Source organism: Shewanella zhuhaiensis (genome assembly GCF_022484835.1).
Taxonomy (GTDB): domain Bacteria; phylum Pseudomonadota; class Gammaproteobacteria; order Enterobacterales; family Shewanellaceae; genus Shewanella; species Shewanella khirikhana.
This window is the reverse complement of the sequence record NZ_JAKUDL010000003.1, coordinates 342,012-360,360: the sequence shown is the minus strand read 5'-3', so window position 1 is coordinate 360,360 and position 18,349 is coordinate 342,012. Positions and strand designations below refer to the sequence as shown.

General features: G+C 56.2%; 15 protein-coding genes. 8 read left to right on the top strand and 7 right to left on the bottom strand.

What is annotated here, in order from left to right:
* The first annotated feature begins 114 nt into the window (after nucleotides 1–114).
* The 6 genes from MJ923_RS11230 to MJ923_RS11205 all read left to right on the top strand — a co-directional run bounded on the left by MJ923_RS11230 (nucleotide 115) and on the right by MJ923_RS11205 (nucleotide 9,873).
* Nucleotides 115–816: a tRNA1(Val) (adenine(37)-N6)-methyltransferase gene (locus tag MJ923_RS11230; protein WP_240591161.1), complete on the top strand. Its 702-nt coding sequence runs from the start codon at nucleotides 115–117 to the stop codon at nucleotides 814–816.
* Nucleotides 817–881: 65 nt separating this feature from the next.
* On the top strand, nucleotides 882–2,105 hold the full coding sequence (gene srmB / locus MJ923_RS11225) for an ATP-dependent RNA helicase SrmB (RefSeq protein WP_240591160.1): 1,224 nt from the start codon (nucleotides 882–884) through the stop codon (nucleotides 2,103–2,105).
* Nucleotides 2,106–2,332: 227 nt separating this feature from the next.
* Nucleotides 2,333–3,544 (top strand): efflux RND transporter periplasmic adaptor subunit, encoded by a 1,212-nt coding sequence (locus MJ923_RS11220; protein WP_240591159.1) that lies wholly within the window; start codon nucleotides 2,333–2,335, stop codon nucleotides 3,542–3,544.
* 2 nt (nucleotides 3,545–3,546) lie between these two features.
* Nucleotides 3,547–6,741, top strand: coding sequence for an efflux RND transporter permease subunit (locus MJ923_RS11215; RefSeq protein ID WP_240591158.1), 3,195 nt, complete (start codon nucleotides 3,547–3,549; stop codon nucleotides 6,739–6,741).
* A 206-nt stretch (nucleotides 6,742–6,947) separates the two neighbouring features.
* A complete protein-coding gene (locus MJ923_RS11210; protein WP_240591157.1) occupies nucleotides 6,948–7,574 on the top strand; it encodes a TatD family nuclease-associated radical SAM protein in 627 nt (208 codons plus the stop codon).
* Nucleotides 7,575–7,656: 82 nt separating this feature from the next.
* Nucleotides 7,657–9,873: a PAS domain-containing protein gene (locus tag MJ923_RS11205; RefSeq protein ID WP_240591156.1), complete on the top strand. Its 2,217-nt coding sequence runs from the start codon at nucleotides 7,657–7,659 to the stop codon at nucleotides 9,871–9,873.
* Here the strand turns inward: MJ923_RS11205 and MJ923_RS11200 are convergent.
* From MJ923_RS11200 to MJ923_RS11190, 3 genes are all read right to left on the bottom strand, one after another.
* Nucleotides 9,863–11,263, bottom strand: a complete 1,401-nt coding sequence (locus MJ923_RS11200) for a hypothetical protein (protein WP_240591155.1) — start codon at nucleotides 11,261–11,263, stop codon at nucleotides 9,863–9,865. The genes MJ923_RS11205 and MJ923_RS11200 overlap by 11 nt on opposite strands.
* Nucleotides 11,264–11,358: 95 nt before the next feature.
* Nucleotides 11,359–11,874 carry a hypothetical protein gene (locus MJ923_RS11195; RefSeq protein WP_126167936.1) on the bottom strand — a complete coding sequence of 172 codons (516 nt, stop codon included), beginning with the start codon at nucleotides 11,872–11,874 and terminating at the stop codon, nucleotides 11,359–11,361.
* Nucleotides 11,867–12,628 (bottom strand): winged helix-turn-helix domain-containing protein, encoded by a 762-nt coding sequence (locus MJ923_RS11190; RefSeq protein ID WP_240591154.1) that lies wholly within the window; start codon nucleotides 12,626–12,628, stop codon nucleotides 11,867–11,869. Before MJ923_RS11190 ends, MJ923_RS11195 begins: the two co-directional genes overlap by 8 nt.
* 405 nt (nucleotides 12,629–13,033) lie before the next feature.
* Here MJ923_RS11190 and MJ923_RS11185 point away from each other — a divergent pair, with 405 nt between their 5' ends.
* Nucleotides 13,034–13,852 (top strand): cytochrome c3 family protein, encoded by an 819-nt coding sequence (locus tag MJ923_RS11185; protein WP_240591153.1) that lies wholly within the window; start codon nucleotides 13,034–13,036, stop codon nucleotides 13,850–13,852.
* A 9-nt stretch (nucleotides 13,853–13,861) separates the two neighbouring features.
* Nucleotides 13,862–14,380 (top strand): hypothetical protein, encoded by a 519-nt coding sequence (locus tag MJ923_RS11180; RefSeq protein ID WP_240591152.1) that lies wholly within the window; start codon nucleotides 13,862–13,864, stop codon nucleotides 14,378–14,380.
* Between the two features lie 36 nt (nucleotides 14,381–14,416).
* Here the strand turns inward: MJ923_RS11180 and MJ923_RS11175 are convergent, their stop codons facing one another.
* The 4 genes from MJ923_RS11175 to MJ923_RS11160 form a co-directional block, all read right to left on the bottom strand.
* Nucleotides 14,417–14,941: a hypothetical protein gene (locus MJ923_RS11175; protein ID WP_240591151.1), complete on the bottom strand. Its 525-nt coding sequence runs from the start codon at nucleotides 14,939–14,941 to the stop codon at nucleotides 14,417–14,419.
* The gene (locus MJ923_RS11170) at nucleotides 14,934–15,638 is read right to left on the bottom strand and encodes a uroporphyrinogen-III synthase (RefSeq protein WP_240591150.1); all 705 of its coding nucleotides are present in this window, start codon (nucleotides 15,636–15,638) and stop codon (nucleotides 14,934–14,936) included. The genes MJ923_RS11175 and MJ923_RS11170 overlap by 8 nt, the downstream gene beginning before the upstream one ends.
* 162 nt (nucleotides 15,639–15,800) lie before the next feature.
* On the bottom strand, nucleotides 15,801–17,273 hold the full coding sequence (nhaD, locus tag MJ923_RS11165; RefSeq protein ID WP_420854433.1) for a sodium:proton antiporter NhaD: 1,473 nt from the start codon (nucleotides 17,271–17,273) through the stop codon (nucleotides 15,801–15,803).
* A 200-nt stretch (nucleotides 17,274–17,473) separates the two neighbouring features.
* Nucleotides 17,474–18,214, bottom strand: coding sequence for a DUF481 domain-containing protein (locus tag MJ923_RS11160; protein ID WP_240591280.1), 741 nt, complete (start codon nucleotides 18,212–18,214; stop codon nucleotides 17,474–17,476).
* Nucleotides 18,215–18,349: the final 135 nt, after the last annotated feature.

The following is an 18,349-nucleotide window of genomic DNA, read 5'->3' as shown; positions in this document are numbered from 1 at the left end:
CAAGGGCTCTGCTACTATGCCCGGCAATGCGCAGCCGCAGCCACTGAAGGCTTATTCGCCCCAAGTGATAATGGCGGCCACAGATAACAGACAACCAACAAGGGCAATCAAGCGATGGGGTTCAGCTTTAAGGCATTTCATATCGACGACGAGGGCTGCGGCATGCCGGTAAGCACCGATGGCGTGCTGTTGGGGGCCTGGGCCGAGTTAACCGGTGCCCAAACCCTGCTGGATCTTGGTGCCGGCAGCGGTTTGCTGTCGTTGATGGCTGCCCAGCGCTCTGATGCCCGCATTACCGCCGTCGAAATCGACAGTGCGGCGGCCAACGCCTGCCGCCACAACTTTGCCGCCAGCCCCTGGGCAGACAGGCTTTGCGTAATCGAAGCCGATGCCACTTCGTCCACAGTGCTTAGCGGCGAAGTGTTTACTCACATTTTGTGTAACCCGCCCTATTTTGAGACAGGCCCGCTCAGCGATAAACCTGGCCGCGCCCAGGCAAGGCACACAGGCAGCCTGAGTTTTACTGCGCTGTGTCAGCTGTTTGCAACTCACCTTAGCGAAAATGGCGTTGCCAGTGTTATCCTGCCTACCGAGAGCGAAGCGGCTTTTTTGCAAGCACTCACTCACGCTGAGCTTTATGTCAGCCACCGGGTAGCCGTGAGTACCGTTGAGGGAAAACCGCCGCGCAGACTATTGATAGCAATAACGAAAACGTCGTGCCAGCCCACAGAAACCCAGCTGGCAATCCGTGACATTCAAGGCCATTACACCCAGGCCATGACAGAGCTCACCAGAGACTTTTACCTGAAACTGTAAGACAAGGTATCGAAGCGCCAACAAAGCGCCTATAATACCGCGCCTGATTTCGTAGGAACGCCGCCATGCAATTTGAAGATTTCCAATTAGACCCCGCACTGCTGGAGTCGCTGAAAGCCATGGGGCACGAGTCCCCCACCACCATTCAACGCATGACAGTCCCTCTTGCGATGGAAGCCAGGGACATTCTGGCGCGTGCCCCTACCGGCACAGGTAAAACTGCCAGCTTCCTGCTGCCTGCGCTGCAGCACCTGATTGATTTCCCTCGCCGCCGTGCCGGTCAGGCACGGGTGCTTATCCTTACCCCCACCCGGGAACTGGCAAGTCAGGTGCATCGCTATGCCTGCCACCTGGCCACCGACCTCGAGCTGGATATCAAAATCATCACTGGTGGTGTGCCCTACCAGCCCCAGGAAGCCATGCTGAAACAGAACGTGGACATTCTGGTGGCCACCCCCGGCCGCTTGCTCGAGTACCTCGACAAGGGCCTGTTCAGTGCCGAATTGGTAGAAACCCTGATTATCGACGAAGCCGACCGTATGCTTGACATGGGTTTTGGCGATGTGGTGAAAACCCTGGCTTTAGAAGCTCAGGGCCGTAAGCAGGCCCTGCTGTTCTCTGCCACTCTGGAAGGCGGCGGTGTAGGCGCTTTTGCCCGCGAACTGCTCAACGATCCTGTGTTTGTGGAATCCGAGCCACCACGCAGCGAAAAGGCCAAAATCCATCAGTGGATCCACCTTGCCGACGATAAGAACCACAAGTTCGCCCTGTTGTGTCACCTGCTCAAACAGGAAGAAGTAACCCGCGCCATTGTGTTCTGTAAGACCCGCGAAGTGGTTGCCAGCCTCGATGGCATGCTGCAACAGGAAGGCATTGCCTGCGCCTTTATGCGCGGCGACATGGATCAGAAGAAGCGTTTCCAGGCTCTGGGCCGCTTTACCAAGGGTGAAGTGAACGTGCTGCTGGCCACCGATGTGGCCGCCCGTGGTATCGATATCGACGATATCAGCCACGTGATTAACTTCGACATGCCACGCTCGGCCGATACCTATGTGCACCGTATTGGCCGTACCGGTCGAGCCGGTGCCAAGGGCACGGCCATCTCGCTGGTTGAAGCCCATGATATGCGTATTCTGGGTAAGATTGAGCGCTACACCGAGCAGTCGCTCAAGCGCCGGGTAATCGAAGGCCTGCGCCCCAAGCACAAAGAAGCCAAGGTGCCGGGCAAGAAGAAGGTCAAAGCCAAAGACGGCAAGGCCAAGAAGCCCAAAAAATCCGCTAAAAAATAACCACTTTTGTAACTTGTTGTTAAGGGAGCCCACTGGCTCCCTTTCTTTTTGCGCAGCATTTATTCAGCCCCAACCAAATATCAAAGGCTTGCCAAGGGCTTGGCACCACTCAAACACCGATTAGCGGAACAAAATCAGATACATTTCCTTTACAAAAACTGATTGGTATAGCAAGCCGCATTTGGTAACTTAGGCACCGTTACCTGAAAATGGATAAGCGGGCCGCTATGAGTACACTGTTAAGAAGAATCCTCCTCCCCATCATCATCCTCTTCCTGTTTATATTTGCCGCCGTGGTATTGCTCGGCATGAAGGAAGCGCCCGAGCAGAAAGCCGACGAGCTGCCACTGCCGTTAATTGAAGTGACTGAAGTCCATCAGGAAACCGTCTCTCTCAATCTGCCTTCTTACGGTGTGGTTGCCCCCAAACACAAGACCCAACTGGTCGCCGAAGTACAGGGACGACTGCTGAGCGTGTCGGCAAACTTTGTCTCCGGTGGTGTGGTGAAAAAAGGCGATGAGCTGGCAGTGATTGAGCCTTCAGATTATCAGGCCGATTTGATGCAGGCCGAAGCCAGTCTGGCTCAGGCCACAGCAGCGCTGAATGAAGAGATTGCGCGCGGCGAAGTGGCCAAGACCGAGTTCAAGGGTTACGACAAAGGCGTGCCACCAGAGCTTGGCCTGCGTATCCCTCAGCTGAAAAAAGAACAGGCCAACGTTAAGTATGCCGAGGCAGCACTTGCCCGCGCCAAACGTAACCTGGAGCGCACCGTGATCCGCGCGCCCTTCGACGGTATCGTCAAGGCACGCAGCGTGGATCTGGGACAGTATGTCACCCTTGGCACCAAGCTTGGTGAGCTTTACGACACCGGCGTTGCCGAAATTCGCCTGCCGATTACCAATGCCGATTTGGCCTACCTTGAGTCGGTCGACAACCCCGACACCCAAGTCACCTTAAGCGCCACCCTGGCTGGCCGTGACGTGGTATGGCAGGGCGAAATCGTGCGCAGTGAAGGCGTCATAGATCAGAGCAACCGCATGGTGTATCTGGTTGCCGAGGTGAAAGACCCTTATCTGCGCCTGCACAAGAGCACCGGCGAACTGCCGCTTAAGTTTGGTACCTTCGTGAACGCCATCATCAAGGGCCGCACCGTCGATGGCATTGTCAAACTGCCCCGCTACATAGTGCGCGACAGTAAAGTGCCCGTGGTACTTCCCGACAACACCCTGGAACTGCGTGAAGTCAAAGTTGTGCGCACCGATGTGGAACATGCCTTCATCAAAGACAGCCTGAAAAACGGCGAGCGTGTATCCATTACCAATATCGGCAACATGGGCAGTGGCCAGATGGTGAAAATCCAGGGCGAAGACAAACCTGACAGCAGCAAGGACGACACAGCGCCTTCCGATGAGCGTCTGGCGCAGGCAGGGGACAAGTAACCATGGACACCCACAAAGGCATAATTGCATGGTTTGCCCGCAACAGTGTGGCGGCAAACCTGCTGATGATAGTGCTGCTGATTGGCGGTCTGTTCAGCACCCAAATTATCAATAAAGAAATTTTCCCCAGCTTTGAGCTCAACCTGCTGCAAATTTCCGTGGCCTATCCGGGCGCGGCGCCGCAGGAAATCGAAGAAGGGATCAACATCAAAATCGAAGAAGCGATTCAGGATGTTACCGGCATCAAGAAGGTGACTTCGGTCGCCAGCGATGGTTTTGGCAATATTACCGTGGAAGTTGAGGACGGGGTGGATCCCAAAACCGTGCTTGATGAAGCCAAGCTGCGTATCGATGCGATTTCCACCTTCCCGGCCAACATTGAAAAGCCCAACATTTATCAGCGAAAGCCCGAAAACAATGTGATCTGGCTGTCGGTGTATGGCGATCTCAATCCCCATGAAATGAAGGAGCTTGCCAAAAACATCCGTGATGAAGTGGCGGCGCTGCCTTCGGTGACCCGCGCTCAGGTGGCTGGTGCCAGGGATTATGAAATCGGCATCGAGGTGTCTGAAGATAAGCTCAGGGAATACGGCCTTACCTTCACCCAGGTGGCCATGGCGGTGCAAAACTCCTCTCTGGATCTGCCCGGCGGCGCCATTCGCGCCAAAGACGGTGATATTTTGCTGCGCACCAAGGGCCAGGCCTACACAGGCGATGACTTCTCCAGCATAGTGGTGGCCACCGGATTGGACGGCAGCCGGGTAATGCTGAGCGATGTGGCAGCCATCAAGGATGACTTCGAAGAGCGTCTCGAATACACCCGCTTTAATGGCAAACCCGCAGTGATAGTGGAAGTGCTGAGCCTGAAAGGCCAGGACGCCGTAGCCATTGCCGAAGACGTGAAATCTTACCTTGGTGAGCGCAAACTCACCCTGCCGGCCGGCGCCGAACTCGACTACTGGGGCGATTTGACCCACTACCTCAACGGTCGCCTCAACATGATGTTGTCTAACATGCTGATGGGCGCCGCGCTGGTGTTTGTTATTCTGGCCTTGTTCCTCGACCTCAAACTCGCCTTCTGGGTTATGGTCGGGATCCCGGTGTGCTTCCTTGGCACTGTGTTGGTGATGCCGCTGGAACCCTTCGGGCTGACCATCAACATGCTCACCCTGTTCGCCTTTATTTTGGTGCTCGGGATATTGGTGGACGATGCCATTGTGATTGGCGAGAGCGTGCACACCGAGGTGGAGCGCCACGGGCACAGCATGGATAACGTCATTCGCGGCGCCCAAAAGGTGGCCATGCCCGCCACCTTCGGGGTGTTGACCACCATTGCCGCCTTTATCCCTATGCTGATGGTGGATGGCCCCATGGGCATCATCTGGAAATCCATCGGCATGGTGGTCATCCTCTGTCTTGCTTTCTCTTTGGTGGAATCCAAACTCATTCTGCCGGCTCACCTTGGCCATATGAAGGTCAGTACCAAGGCTCCAACCAGCCGTCTGGGACTGATGAAGCAAAGATTCAACGAACGGGTGGCCCACTTTATCCATCACAGCTACAAGGGCTTCCTTGAGCGCGCCATCTACCACAGATACAGCTGGCTGGCTGGCTTTATTGGCGTCTTGTTCCTGTCGATTGCCTTAGTGGGCAGCGGCATGGTGCGCTGGGTGTTCTTCCCCAGCATTCCGTCGGACTTCGTCCAGGTGCAGCTGGAAATGGAAGAAGGCACCTCGGAAGAAACCACCCTCAAGGCACTGCAGGACATCGAAGACGCGCTTTATCGCATGAACGGTGAGATGGAGCAAAAGTACGGTGAACCTGTGGTCAAGCACAGCTTTTTTGCCCTCAACTCCCGCACCAGCGCCTTTATTTTCACCGAGCTGACCAAGGGTGAAGACCGCGAGCTGGACGGTAATGCCATTACCGAAGCCTGGCGTGATGCGGTGCCGGAAATGGTCGGGGTGAAAAAACTGTCGATGAACGCCACCACCGGAGATGGCGGCGCCGATGTGGCCTTCCGTCTGCAGTCAAGCGACCTTGAGCAACTGGCGCTGGCCGCCAAGGAGCTTAAAGCCAAGCTTGGTACCTACGAGGGGCTGTACGACATTGCCGATAACTACTCCTCTGGCAGCCATGAAATTCGCCTTAAGATCCGCCCCGAAGCCGAGGCGCTGGGGTTGACCCTGTCAGATCTGGCGCGTCAGGTACGTTACGGCTTCTACGGCTATGAGGCCCAGCGTATCCTGCGCAACAAAGAAGAAGTCAAGGTGATGGTGCGCTACCCACTGGAGCAGCGCCGCACCCTTGGGCATTTGGAAAACATGCTGATCCGTACCCCGGATGGCAATGCCGTGCCCTTCGCCACCGTGGCCGATTTTGAAGTGGGCGATTCCTACTCCGCCATCACCCGGGTGGACGGTCGCCGCGCCATCAGCATCACCGCCGCCGCCAACAAAGATAAGGTTGAGCCCGGCAAAGTGGTGGCCGAGATTGAAAAAGACTTTATGCCGCAGCTCAAGCGCAAGTACCCCCATATCTCCAGCGCGCTCGATGGCCAGAGTCAGGAAGAAGCCAGCGCCATGTTCAGCTTGCTGCAGGGTCTGTTCTTCGCGCTCTTTACCATCTATGCGCTGATGGCGATTCCGCTCAAATCTTACAGCCAGCCGCTTATCATCATGTCGGTTATTCCCTTCGGTATGATTGGCGCCATCATTGGCCACCTGCTGCTGGGGCTGTCGCTGAGCGTACTCAGCCTGTGCGGCATCATCGCCCTCGCCGGGGTGGTGGTGAATGACTCGCTGATTTTGGTGGACTTTGTTAACCGCGCCAGGGCGCAGGGTTATTCCATCAAGGATGCGGCAGTGAATGCAGGTTGTTTCCGCTTCCGGGCCATCATCCTGACCTCACTGACCACCTTCTTCGGTCTGGTGCCCATTATTCTGGAGCGCAGCCTGCAGGCGCAGATTGTGATCCCCATGGCCACCTCGCTGGCATTCGGGATTTTGTTCTCCACCGTGGTGACCCTGATCCTGGTACCGCTGCTGTACGTGATTCTGGCTGATTTCAGCAAACTGTGGCGCCGCTTCTTTAACTGGTGGTGGCGCCCGGCAAGCCAGGAGCACGCCCATGAAGCCGCCCACCTGAGCCCAAGCTCAGGCCACAGCGAGATGCCGGGAAAGCATGACGCATTGTGACAAGCGCTGAGGCGCTGTAAGCAAAAGGTGCGAGGCACAGCCAGTAATTCAGGCGCGCGGCTATCATCATAATATCGACGCCAGAACAGGAAAAGGGAGAGCACAGGCTCTCCCTTTTTGATCCCGCAGACATTTTCCGGCGCATCCCTTTGTTAGACTGCCGCCATCCATCCTGAGTAAGGACGTGCCCCAGGCACTGCAGTTCCATGCACACACACGCCACCACCGAACAGACCCAGCCCACGCTGGTTTACGATATCCGCCAAAGCCGTTATCTCAACATCACCGGCCGCTGCACCCTGCGCTGCGCCTTTTGCCCCAAGCAGCAGGGCAGCAAGCAAATTCATCAGTATCAGCTTGCCCTGAGCAGCCAGCCGACTACCGCAGACTTTTTGCCCCTGCTTGGCGATGTGAGTCAGTTCGATGAGTATGTTTTTTGTGGCTACGGCGAGCCCACCTTAAATCTGGCAACCCTGCTGGGGGTTGCCCGGGAAATCAAGGCCCGTGGCGGCAAGGTCAGGGTGAATACCGACGGCCTTGGCAATCTGTTCCATAAGCGCAATATCCTGCCTGAGCTGGCGAGCTGCGTGGATGCACTGTCGGTCTCCCTCAATGCCCAGGACGAAGAGACGTATGTGCGTCACTGCCAACCCAAACTCAAGGGCTCCTTTGCGGCGGTCAATGCTTTTATTAACGAGGCCCCCAAATACATAGTACGGGTGGAAGTTTCAGCCATTGAGGGCCTGGAAGGCGTGGATATCGATGCCTGCCGTGCCCTGGTGGAGGCCGCTGGGTGCCGCTTCAAGCATCGTAAGCTCGACATCATGGGCTGATGCCGCCCCCCTTGAATGCTCTCTTCATTGGTCGGGGATTCGTGTTAACATGTTGTCCACTTTTGACCCGACCTGATTTGGCATGCTCAAACCCAACACCGGACTCTCACCTCTGACCTCACTGCTGACCGACGCTCAGGGCGTACGCTGGTCCCATCAGCGGATGCTGGCCATCGCCAGCCAGTTGGCCATGCTGGTGATTAGCGTGGTGCTGGTAACCAATGTGATTATCACCCTGGGTGAGCGGCGCTTACAGGAAGAATGGGCCACCCAGAGATACAGTGAACTGCAAACCGTGGGCACCATGATTGCCGACAAGGTGACCTTTCAGCAGTTTCGCACCCAAACCTTCGCCCGCGGCGAATTGCTGCGCCAATACATGGAAAGCGGCGATGAGGCCATTAAAGAAAAGCTGTTGAGTCAGTGGACAAGCTTGCAGAAAAACATGCCTGAGCTGATGGGGATCGCCCTGTTTGATGCCCGCGGCGAGTTTATGTTTGCTTCCACCAACCAGTTTGGCACCCAAACCCTGCCCCCCTCGCTGCTGGGCGGCGCCCGTAATATGGGCGGCAATGAGATTTACAGCTCGCCGATGGAGTTTTTGTCCATTAATGGCGGCCTAGAACCCTACATGTACCAACTGGCCTGGCTCGAAAATCCGGATCAGACAGTGCGCGGCTATCTGGTCACCTACAACTCCATGCTGCGCACCCTGGAGCTGGTGAAACCGGCCATCAGTTCCGGCCAATCGCCGATGATGATGTTTGACACCCAGGGCCTGATGTACGCCGGTGCCAGTGATAATCCGCTGCCAAGGCTGCCCGAATCCCTCAATGCCAGCCTGCGTCAGAGTTATCCGGCATTGTGGCGGCAAATGGCCATGAGCAACTTCGGCCAGTTCCACGGCGACGATGCTACCTTCGTGTATCTCAAGGTGGATTTGACCACCCAATACGAAACCCGCCGCGAATACTTTTTGGTTTCTTACATTCGCAACGATGATATCGCCTCACGCTTTGCCCGTTGGCAAACCATTCTGATTGTTGGCGCGGTGATCCTCACCCTGCTGGCGTCGGCGGCTGTGGTGCTCACTCACCTGTATCGCCTCGAGCAGCGCGCCCGCCACAACAGTATTCAACTGGCGGCAGACTTGTTCAGTGGCGATGAAGGCATGCTGCTGGTGAACGACAAAGGCCGGGTACTGAGTGCCAACCCTACCGCCGGCATGCTGCTTGCGCTTGCGGCCGATCAGCTTACCGACCGCAGTTTGCAGCGCTGTTTGCAGCTCGATGACGACACCTATGCCCGCATCATTCAAACCGCCCAGAATAAGGGCGAATGGCGCGGTGAGATGAGTCTGGACAATACCCCGGATGCGCTGCTGACCGTGCAAATCCGCTATACCCGCGCCAATCGCGACCGTCAGCGCTACTTCCTGGTGGGACTGACCGACATCAGTGAGCTGGCCCAAAGCCGCAAGCAGGAATCCCTGCATCGCCTGCTGGCCGACAGCGCTGTGGCTACCGCCCTCACCCGCGCCGATGGCACCCTGCTCAAGTACAACAGCGCCTTTGAGCAACTGCTGGATATTGCCGAGCCCATCAGTGGCAATCTGGCGGATATTCTGGAAAACGATTTGGGCAACCAGTGGCCGCGCATCAGCCAGATGGTGGCCATGCAGGGCAGCTGGCAAGGGCAAATCCTTTGCACCAACAATGCAACCACCTGCTTGCAAGCCACGCTCAAAGGTCATCTCGATGACGAAGGGGATGTGGAATATCTGGTGTGCACCCTGGAGCAGGCCGCCAGTCGCCGTGGCAAAGACAACGGCCACCTTATCCCCAATCGCAGCACCATTCTGGCCAATATTGAAGATTTGCAGCGCTACTTCGACGCCTTGGGCGAATCGAGCCGGGTCGACTCGTGCCTGATGCTGATGGACATCAGCCCCTCTGGCATGCTGAGCCACATGAGCGATATCGGCCAGTTGGAGAAACGCCAGCAGGAAGTGGAAATGTTGCTGCTCAAAGAGCTGCCATCAAACTTCCAGATCTCCCACTGGCAGCTGGGTAAACTGGTGATTATTCTGCCATCCACCGGCAACAACGAGGCCCACAAATACGCCATGGACGTGCTGGGTGAACTCAACACCCATGGGCTGGGCGAAGGGATTTCCATCGGTATTGCCGCCTATCAGGACGGCCAGGATTTGGAAGCCTACATCAGCCACGCCGAAATCGCCCTTAAGCGGGCCAAGCAAACCGGCGATCAGAAGATTTGCCAGGCCTTTACCCGCTGACACCCAACAGCTGCTCCGGCAGGGATTTCTCACTCACACTTATTATCCCGGAGCGGTTTAAGGTGATCTTGTATCTGGCATAACGGGGCGGTTTGCGTCCCTCGCGGTACACCAACACCACGTTGATTTGATAGCGGCGCTCGGCGGTCTCGGCGCTGATATTACCTTCCTGCTCGCGAAACACCCTTACCTTGCCACGTTCCAGATAGCGCACAAAGGGCACCAGACTGAATGACACCTGCTCCGACAGGGTGTCGTACCCCGCCAAAAAGTCTTCATCGTTTACCCGGGTGGAAATGCCGTAATGCAGATATTCCGCCTCGATGCGGTTTTGCTGGTGACGGCGACTGAGGATTTCTGTCACCGCCGTCGGCAGGTCTTTACTGCGCATAAAATCGAGCCACACCTGCTGGCGGGCAATGACCTTTTGGCTGGAAGTGTCCCGCAGCAAGCGGCTCCAGCGGGGGCGGCCACGCTGAATGGCCCGCCACATAACGTTGCGGATATCTTCTTTAAAAATCTCGCGAAAACCGTAAATCACCGCAAGGGTAAACAGCAGGCTCATGGTCAGGCCGCTGAATACCCCCTGGGCCTTGATGATAAGCGCCGACACCACCAACATCACCAGACCGGTGGCAAGGCCGGTGACAAACTTTTTCAGGCCAACGCCAAGGGGTTTCAGCTCTTCTTTGAGTACCACCCCTTGCTGGATAAGCCGCCTGAGCAGCAACATCTTATTGGAGATACGGTTATGATCTGACTTGGTTTTCTCTGAGTTGTAGCGCCTGGAGTCGCGATACTCGGACTCACTTCGGCACAGTGCCAGCGTCGATTCGCGCACCTCAAAGCTTTCGGCTTCCTCAGTTGGCAACTCAGGAGCATGCATCAACAGCTGCAACAGCTTTTGCTCGCAGTGCCAGGACAAATAGTTGTCGGCGTGTTCAAACCAGGGCTTCCACTTGGGCTCGGTGGGCTCGCTGCGGCGGAATTTTTTCAAGATCCCCACCACCTGCTCGCCAAGCTCCGACAGCGCAGGAAAGAACTCCTCCGCCGTTTTCAGTTGCAGCAGCTCCTTGGTGTCATTCTCCATCGCCACCGCAAACTGGTAGGCAAACAGGTTCAGATAGAGCCTGAACTCTTCCATGGTACGCTTGTTGAGGCTGACAAAACGGCTTTGCACCAACGGCAGATGCAGGCCGTCGGAATAGTAAGCCCGCCGCCCCACAATGGCGCTGTGGAAGTATTCCTCTTCATCCAGACTCTCGGGGCCGATGCCCATCTCTTTGGGCAGGGCAAAATAGAGATCCAGCCTGCAGGCATCGCCCGTGCCGAGCTGATGGGAAAATTTAACTGAAAGCGCGTCTTCCTGTTTTAACTGAACGTTGGCCACAAGCCTCCCGAAGGGGTTGGAAAGAGAGAAAGCGGATTTAAAAAAGTGATTGAAGGCATAAGCTTAGCCTTCCCCTTCAGTGTGCCAAGACAGCCTTAATGGATCAACCGGCAACCACAGACAGTATTGCTCGGCTGAAACAGCACAATAGCGTAGTCGCGGGCGGTATCCAGCTCGAGGATTTCCAGCTCCAGCTCATGTAAGCCTTTGCCGGACAGATTCAGGCCGCTGACATAGGAAACATAGCTCATGTGCATGGGCACTGGCGAGCCGTCCTTGCCGGGCTTTTCTTCCTTGCTGTGGATGGCGATGTTGTAGCGGTTACCTGCGCCGGGGGAAGTATTGAGTTTCCCCTCCATGCTGATGCTGCCCGCCTGGGTGCCATCGAGGTTGAAGTAGCGGTAATGCATCTGTGCCCGCTTGCCTTTGGTCACCAGATCCACCAGCAGGTACTGGCGCGCCTTGCCGCCATCCCCCGGCTCATAGAGTTCTGATGAGCAATTCAGCAAGGTGGTTTCTGCACCGCGGGTGAGCGAATAGATGGTGCCGAGCGCCAGCATCAGCAGCAGTAAAATACTGAGGTTAATCCCCCAAATCCAGGGCCTAGTCACAGATGTCTACCTCCTTCAGCCACTCGGGGCTGATAAAGGCTCTGGGCTCGCGACCATCGCTGACTTTAAGGTTTCTCACCACCGCCTGACCGAGATAATCGCCACGCATGGTGATATTGAGCACCCGTGAGTCGTGACTTAACGACACAAACACATCTCGCCAGCGCGACTTGCGGCAATCACCAAGGGCACCGGCGATAATAGCGGCCTTATCCAGCAGCAGCGTATTGTTGCTGCGGGAATGGGCATAGAACACCAATTTCACCAACTGGCCATCGGCCTGAGTCAGGGTTTGCACCCGCAGTGGTGCGGTTGGCGCCAGCTCGCCGACCCGGTAGACGTAGTAAATACTGGCGCTGATGGCAAGCAGCATCAGCAGGGCCAGCAGCCACACCGGCATCACACTGAAGCGGTGGCCAAGGCGAATTTGGCAGCTTTGGTGGGGTGCAGCCGGAGACGCAACCTGCTGGCGCAGCATATAACCCTGGCCCTTCACGGTTTCAATCAACAGCTCGCTGCCGGGACCGATAAAGGAGCGGATCATAAAGACCGCCCGAGCAACGGAAGAGTCGCTCAAGTCGTCATGTTCTTCATCACCGCGGCGTAAATCCGATTTGGAAACCACTTCGTCGGGATGACGCACCAACAACCTCAGCACCTGCAATTCGGCGCGGGGCAAATGCCATACGTCGCCGGAGGCGCTGTTGGTCAGTTCCCCCCTGGCGTCATCAAACCAGCATTCACCCAATTGCATCCCAAACCCTCAACAGTTGCACGGGGCAATTGTAACGGAACAGGCACAAATCAACTGTGATCTGGATTAAGGCGCGGTCTTTCTTTGCCTCGAAGGAGGTATCTTTGAAAATTGTGAATCCGCACAGGATGTTGAATCTGTTTCAGGCCAGCCTTGAAGCGCCATGAAGGTGGATGAATTCACATGAATATTACAAATAGCGCGATCTGACGCGATTATCGACCTTATTTCTCTGTTACCAAAACGCCTATCGTTCGAAAACACCTATCCAAAAACCATCGATTCCGCCCCCGGGTTCAAGGGGGATAAATCACAGTCTTCGTTTTACTGGCCGCCATACTGGCTCCATGGCCACTTGGCTCTTGCATTAAAAAAACTGGCATCACCAAAACGAGGAATAACTATATGAAAATCGACAGACGACAGGCGCTCGGACAAATCATCGGCCTCGGCAGCGCAGCAGGTCTTGGCCTGGTCAGCACTTCACTGATGGCCGCCACCGATGAAAACGGCAACTATCAGCTGGCGCTGGGTGAAAAGCTTAAGTATGTGCCTCTGGACCCCATGGCCACCGCCAAACTGGCCTATGAAACCGGCGGCGGCTGTATGCATCAGGTATTCCATGCCACAGTAACCATGCTGGCCCATTCTGCCAGTGTGGATGCCGACAAGTTCAAGAGCATTCCAACCGCACTGGCCGGATACGGTTTTGCCGGGGTGGTTGGACAAGGCACCCTCTGTGGCAACCTCAACGCCATAGGTATGCTGGTCAACCTGCTCGATGATATCAACGGCCAGAACGCCGCCGTGATTGGCGCGGCCTTCCGCTGGTACGAAAACACCATGCTGCCGCTGGAAACGCCTGAGTTTATTGCCGGCATTGGTTCCACCGCTGAGAAAACCGCCCTGGTTGGCAGCTCCTCCATTGCTAACAGCGTGCTGTGTCACTCCTCCATCAGTAACTGGTCCAAGGCATCCGGTAAAACCTTCAGCCAGAAAGGTGAACGCTGCTACCGTCTGTCGGCCTCCATGGCCTACCATCTGGTTGACCTCCTTAACCGCGCCCACAAGGGTGAAGTGATTGCCGGAACCCCAGAAGCCAAGCCTTCCGACGAAGCCCAGCGCTGCCAGACCTGCCACGGCACCACAGAGACCATGGGCCCGGCCGCCAGCGTCAAGACAGACATGGAGTGCACCACATGTCACACCGGCCACTTCAATTAAGGAGGCGCCATGAACGCAAAACTACTCTATCCCCTGCTGGGCACCTTATTACTGGGCGCCTGTGGCAGCGATAACGACAGTCCGGACATTGAGCCACCCGAGCCACCGGTGGCAGAGACTGTCCACATAGATCAAGCCGAGGCGCTGAGCCTGGAAGTGGTCAGCTTTGAGCCCTTAACCGGTGAAGTGGAATTTGTCCTGAAAGACGGCGCCGGACTGGCGGTGACCGAAGCGAAACAGTACGAGCTGATTTACTTTGGTCTGCCCGCTGAAGGCAAGGCCTCGAGAAATGCCAAGGCATGGAAGCGCTGGCACGTGACCCAGAGCTTTGTGTGCGGCGATGTGCCCGCCGACTGTGAAGGGGTTCTGACCGAAGGCAATACCAAGGGCCGTTATCTTTTCCAGGCTCAGGGGCTGGATTGGAGCCAGGACGCCCCCGACGGCACCCTGTCCCGTTATCGACTGGCCATCACCTTTCACGGTGCCAAGGCCAGCAGTGACATGCAATTTGTCGCAGAAGCACCTTAAGCTGCTACACGCGCCGTGATGCGACAACGGGGGCCGCTAGCCCATGGGCCCCTGCTTTTTTACCTCACAGCTCCACAGGGCGTTACTGTCATCAAACCCCAGCAGCGCCCGCGAGCCACTCTGCTCCAGCATCTTAAAATTCACCGACAGCGATTCACCGCGCAGTAAGGGCTCACGCCCCATCAACAGCACCTGTTGTAAATGATCGGGTAACTGGGACTGGGTGAAATCCATCAACACCTGGCCCTTATCGAGAGACAGCTGATAACAGAGGTTTGCGGGTACCCAATCCGTCAGCTGCCCGCTGAGACGCACAGCGCCAAGCTCGCGATTATCACGCTCAATGCCGTACACAAGCTCGGCCATCCCTTCTTGAATGCGCACGTCCAGCTGTACTCTTTTGGGCTCGCTTTGCCCGGCAACAAACATGCTGGACTCACAGCGAAGCCTTAAGTCGCTGCGCTGATGACTCATAGCCTGTGTCAGCATCAAGCCCAGCAGCGGCAGCGCCACCGCAACACCCCACAGCAGGGCTCGCCACCATAATGGAGAATTAGTCACAGACACCAGCCTCCTTCAGCGTGTTCATATCAAGCCTGAGAGGCTCTGATTGGGTGCCCAGCAGTTTCAGATTTCGCGGTGCCTGGTCAGGCTGCTCCAGCACCAGATGCAACAGGTCGCTCTTTGCCGCCACCGACACAGTGATAACCGACCAACCGGCGGGGGAGCAATTTTCAAGGGTGGTAGTCAGTTCGCTGATAAGCTTGTGCTTTTTTCCAAATCGGCGCAGCTCAACTTGTTGCCCATTAGCCAGAGTCAGTCGCTCAACCTTGGCAAAAGGGGGAGTCACCCGCGTCGGCATAGCCTGCAGCATCAGTGACAATGCCACGCCAATCAGCAGTATCACCCCCAGGAAAAGCGGCTTTGACACTTCCCCCAGCGGACGGCCAAACAGCGAACGCCCCGGTCGTGGCCGGGCATGCAAAATAAAGCCCTGATCGCCCACCACTTCCAGCAGCCGGGGCCAGTCTTTGCCCATCAGTGCCCCCAGGCTTCGCATCTCACTGTCGAGTCGGGGCTCTGCTACACCAACCCGTTTGAGGGCACTGAGCAAACTCGGGCGCGACACTACCCGGCCACGCTCGCTTCCCAGCATCAGCAGTAAGGCACCCTGAGCCGCCGATAACGCCAGCTCGCGTCCATCGGCAAAAGAGAGTGTTAAAGCTTGAGGAGAAAACCGCGCCGGGCCTATTTGCATACTGCTACCTTCCGTTAAAAGGGGCGGCAGTATAAAAGGGAGCGGCAACCTGGCGTTGTGATCCAGGCTGCCTAAAGGGAAATATCATCCAAAAACGTGAACCCTGCCGGATTACCTTTGATTCAAATACTTACAAAGGTAACGCGGCATAAGGGCATGTGATCAGAAGGTGGCGGCGTTCAGCCACATATGCACCAGAATACTGGCCACGTAGCCAAGGGCAATAACAGGTGTCCATTTAAGGTGGGTACCGAAGGTATAGATGCCGCGGGCCTGCCCCATCAGCGCTACCCCGGCGGCGCTGCCGATGGACAGTAAACTGCCCCCGACCCCGGCGGTCAGGGTCACCAGCAGCCACTGGCCAAGGGCCATGTCCGGGTTCATGGTCAGCACGGCAAACATCACCGGAATGTTATCCACGACCGCCGACAGTACGCCCACGGCGACGTTGGCATAGGTGGGATCCCAATGGGTATACATGGCTTCAGATACCAGGGTCAGATAGCCCATAAAGCCAAGGCCACCCACACACAGCACCACCCCGTAGAAGAACAGCAGGGTATCCCATTCTGCGCGGGCGACACGGCTGAACACATCGAAGGGCACCACGTTGCCCAGATTGGCCAGGCGGTCGTTGTCCTTGTTGGCTTCCGCCTTGGCGCGGGCCTTTTCCACCGAGCTGTCGAAGGTCTTGCGAAGGAAAAAGCCAAAGAACTGCAACATGCCAAGGCCGGTCATCATCCCCAGTACCGGTGGCATTCCCAGGAAAGAGTGAGCCATCACCGCAGAAGCAATAGTCAGCAAAAACAGCCCGACTATGCGCTTGGCGCCGCGGCGCATAAACACCCGCTCCGATACGGCCGCAGGACGTTCTTTGCCAACAAAAAAGCTCATCACCAACGCCGGCACCATAAAGTTAACCACCGATGGAATAAAGAGATCGAAGAACTCACCAAAGGGTACTATGCCTTTTTGCCATACCATCAGGGTAGTGATGTCACCGAAGGGGCTGAAGGCGCCACCGGCGTTGGCGGCCACCACGATATTGATACAGGCAAGGCCGATAAAGCGACGGTTCTCGCCACCCACCTTCATTACCACGGCGCACATCAGCAGCGCCGTGGTCAGGTTATCCGCCACCGGCGAAATAAAGAATGCCAGAATGCCACAAAGCCAGAACACCTGCCGCAGGGTGAAGCCGCGGCTGACCATCCAGGCCCGCAGCGCATCGAACAGGCCACGCTCTTCCATGGCGTTGATGTAGGTCATGGCCACCAACAGGAATAGCAGCAGTTCGGCATACTCCAGCAGGTTATGCTTGAAGGCTTCCTCCGCCACCTGGGGCATGCCGTGCTGGGAATAAACAAACCCCAGCATGCCCCAGATTATGCCTGCGGCAACCAGCACCGGCTTGGATTTACGTAGATGCAGCTTCTCTTCCAGCATCACCAGGGTATAGGCGAGCACGAAAATAAAAATGGCCAGATAGCCCACTCCCGAGTGGGTTAAATCCAGCCATTCGCCCTGGCCCGACTCACTGGCCCAGGCCAGCGGCGCCATCAACGCCATGGTCAAAAATGAAATCACCAGCCCCGCAATGCGGTGGATTCCCCCCATCCAATGCCTTGTTCTCATAGTTCGCCTTATTCGTTGGAAACTGGGCAGAAAGTAGCACGCCGCCGGAGGTACAAATGTTGATTGAGCGCAACTTTCTTTGAATAAGCTTTGCCTGAATCACAAAAAATTTCAGTATTTTTTTACATTTACCTACAAGGTGGTAATAAAAAAACAAAAAAAGCGCCCTAAGGCGCTTTTTTCCGCATGATGACCTGTACTTAGAAGGCGTACAGCAGGGTCATGTTGGTTTCGGTGTCTGTGCTCTTTTTGCCATCCAGCGGCTCGCTGTTGTAGCGCACAATCACGGCAAACTTCATTGCCAGGGCACCGATAATGTTGGCGGTCAGCGAGGTTTCAGAGCGGGCTTCCAGCTTGTCGCCGTAGTCGGCAACAACCAGCTGCTTGAACTTGGATGAATCGCTGATGGCGGTTTCAAAGTTCAGCACGCCGTGGGCAACAATGGCGTCTTCTGAGGTGTAACCCAGCAAAGCTGCCTGCTCATCGTCGAGGCGCTGATACTGATAACCGGGACCCACTTCCATTGCCAGGGTGGTCTTGTCGGTGTCGATAAAGCGGTGACCATAACCCACGGCAGCAGTGAACTTGTAGTCGTAACCGGTGAACGGGTCCTGCTCGTAGTTGGCGTTGGCAAACAGGTAGTCGTTATCGTCGAACTTGTAGTTGCCCTGCGCACCGGCAAAGTAACGCTCGGCTGTCACTTCGTCAGTATCTTCTTTGTAAAGAGCTTCGAGAGTGTACTGGTTTTCCCAGTTGCCCAGCTCGTGCTTCAGGCCCAGACGGCCTTTCAGCGACGTGGTGTCGGTGTTACCTGTGGTCAGGGTGGCACCCAGCTCAGCTTCACCTGCGAAGGTCTTATCGCCTTCAACAAAGTCGGCACCGGCTACAGCCGCAAAAGGCATCGCCGCAGACAAGGCCGCAGCAATCAGCAGTTTGTTCATCATTCTCTTATCCTTATCAGGTGTTTTCGCTCCCAAAATCGCCGCACATGGTAACACTTGAGTATGAAAATGCGAAATCCACCACAAAATGCCAATGTCAGACATAAAAAAGGCCATTCCTGTTGAATGGCCCTG

Coding starts and splice junctions, on each gene's coding strand:
- MJ923_RS11230 (WP_240591161.1), top strand. CDS start 115: ATGGGGTTCAGCTTTAAGGCATTTCATATCGACGACGAGGGCTGCGGC.
- srmB (WP_240591160.1), top strand. CDS start 882: ATGCAATTTGAAGATTTCCAATTAGACCCCGCACTGCTGGAGTCGCTG.
- MJ923_RS11220 (WP_240591159.1), top strand. CDS start 2,333: ATGAGTACACTGTTAAGAAGAATCCTCCTCCCCATCATCATCCTCTTC.
- MJ923_RS11215 (WP_240591158.1), top strand. CDS start 3,547: ATGGACACCCACAAAGGCATAATTGCATGGTTTGCCCGCAACAGTGTG.
- MJ923_RS11210 (WP_240591157.1), top strand. CDS start 6,948: ATGCACACACACGCCACCACCGAACAGACCCAGCCCACGCTGGTTTAC.
- MJ923_RS11205 (WP_240591156.1), top strand. CDS start 7,657: ATGCTCAAACCCAACACCGGACTCTCACCTCTGACCTCACTGCTGACC.
- MJ923_RS11190 (WP_240591154.1), bottom strand. CDS start 12,628: ATGCAATTGGGTGAATGCTGGTTTGATGACGCCAGGGGGGAACTGACC.
- MJ923_RS11185 (WP_240591153.1), top strand. CDS start 13,034: ATGAAAATCGACAGACGACAGGCGCTCGGACAAATCATCGGCCTCGGC.
- MJ923_RS11180 (WP_240591152.1), top strand. CDS start 13,862: ATGAACGCAAAACTACTCTATCCCCTGCTGGGCACCTTATTACTGGGC.
- MJ923_RS11170 (WP_240591150.1), bottom strand. CDS start 15,638: ATGCAAATAGGCCCGGCGCGGTTTTCTCCTCAAGCTTTAACACTCTCT.
- nhaD (WP_420854433.1), bottom strand. CDS start 17,273: ATGAGAACAAGGCATTGGATGGGGGGAATCCACCGCATTGCGGGGCTG.
- MJ923_RS11160 (WP_240591280.1), bottom strand. CDS start 18,214: ATGAACAAACTGCTGATTGCTGCGGCCTTGTCTGCGGCGATGCCTTTT.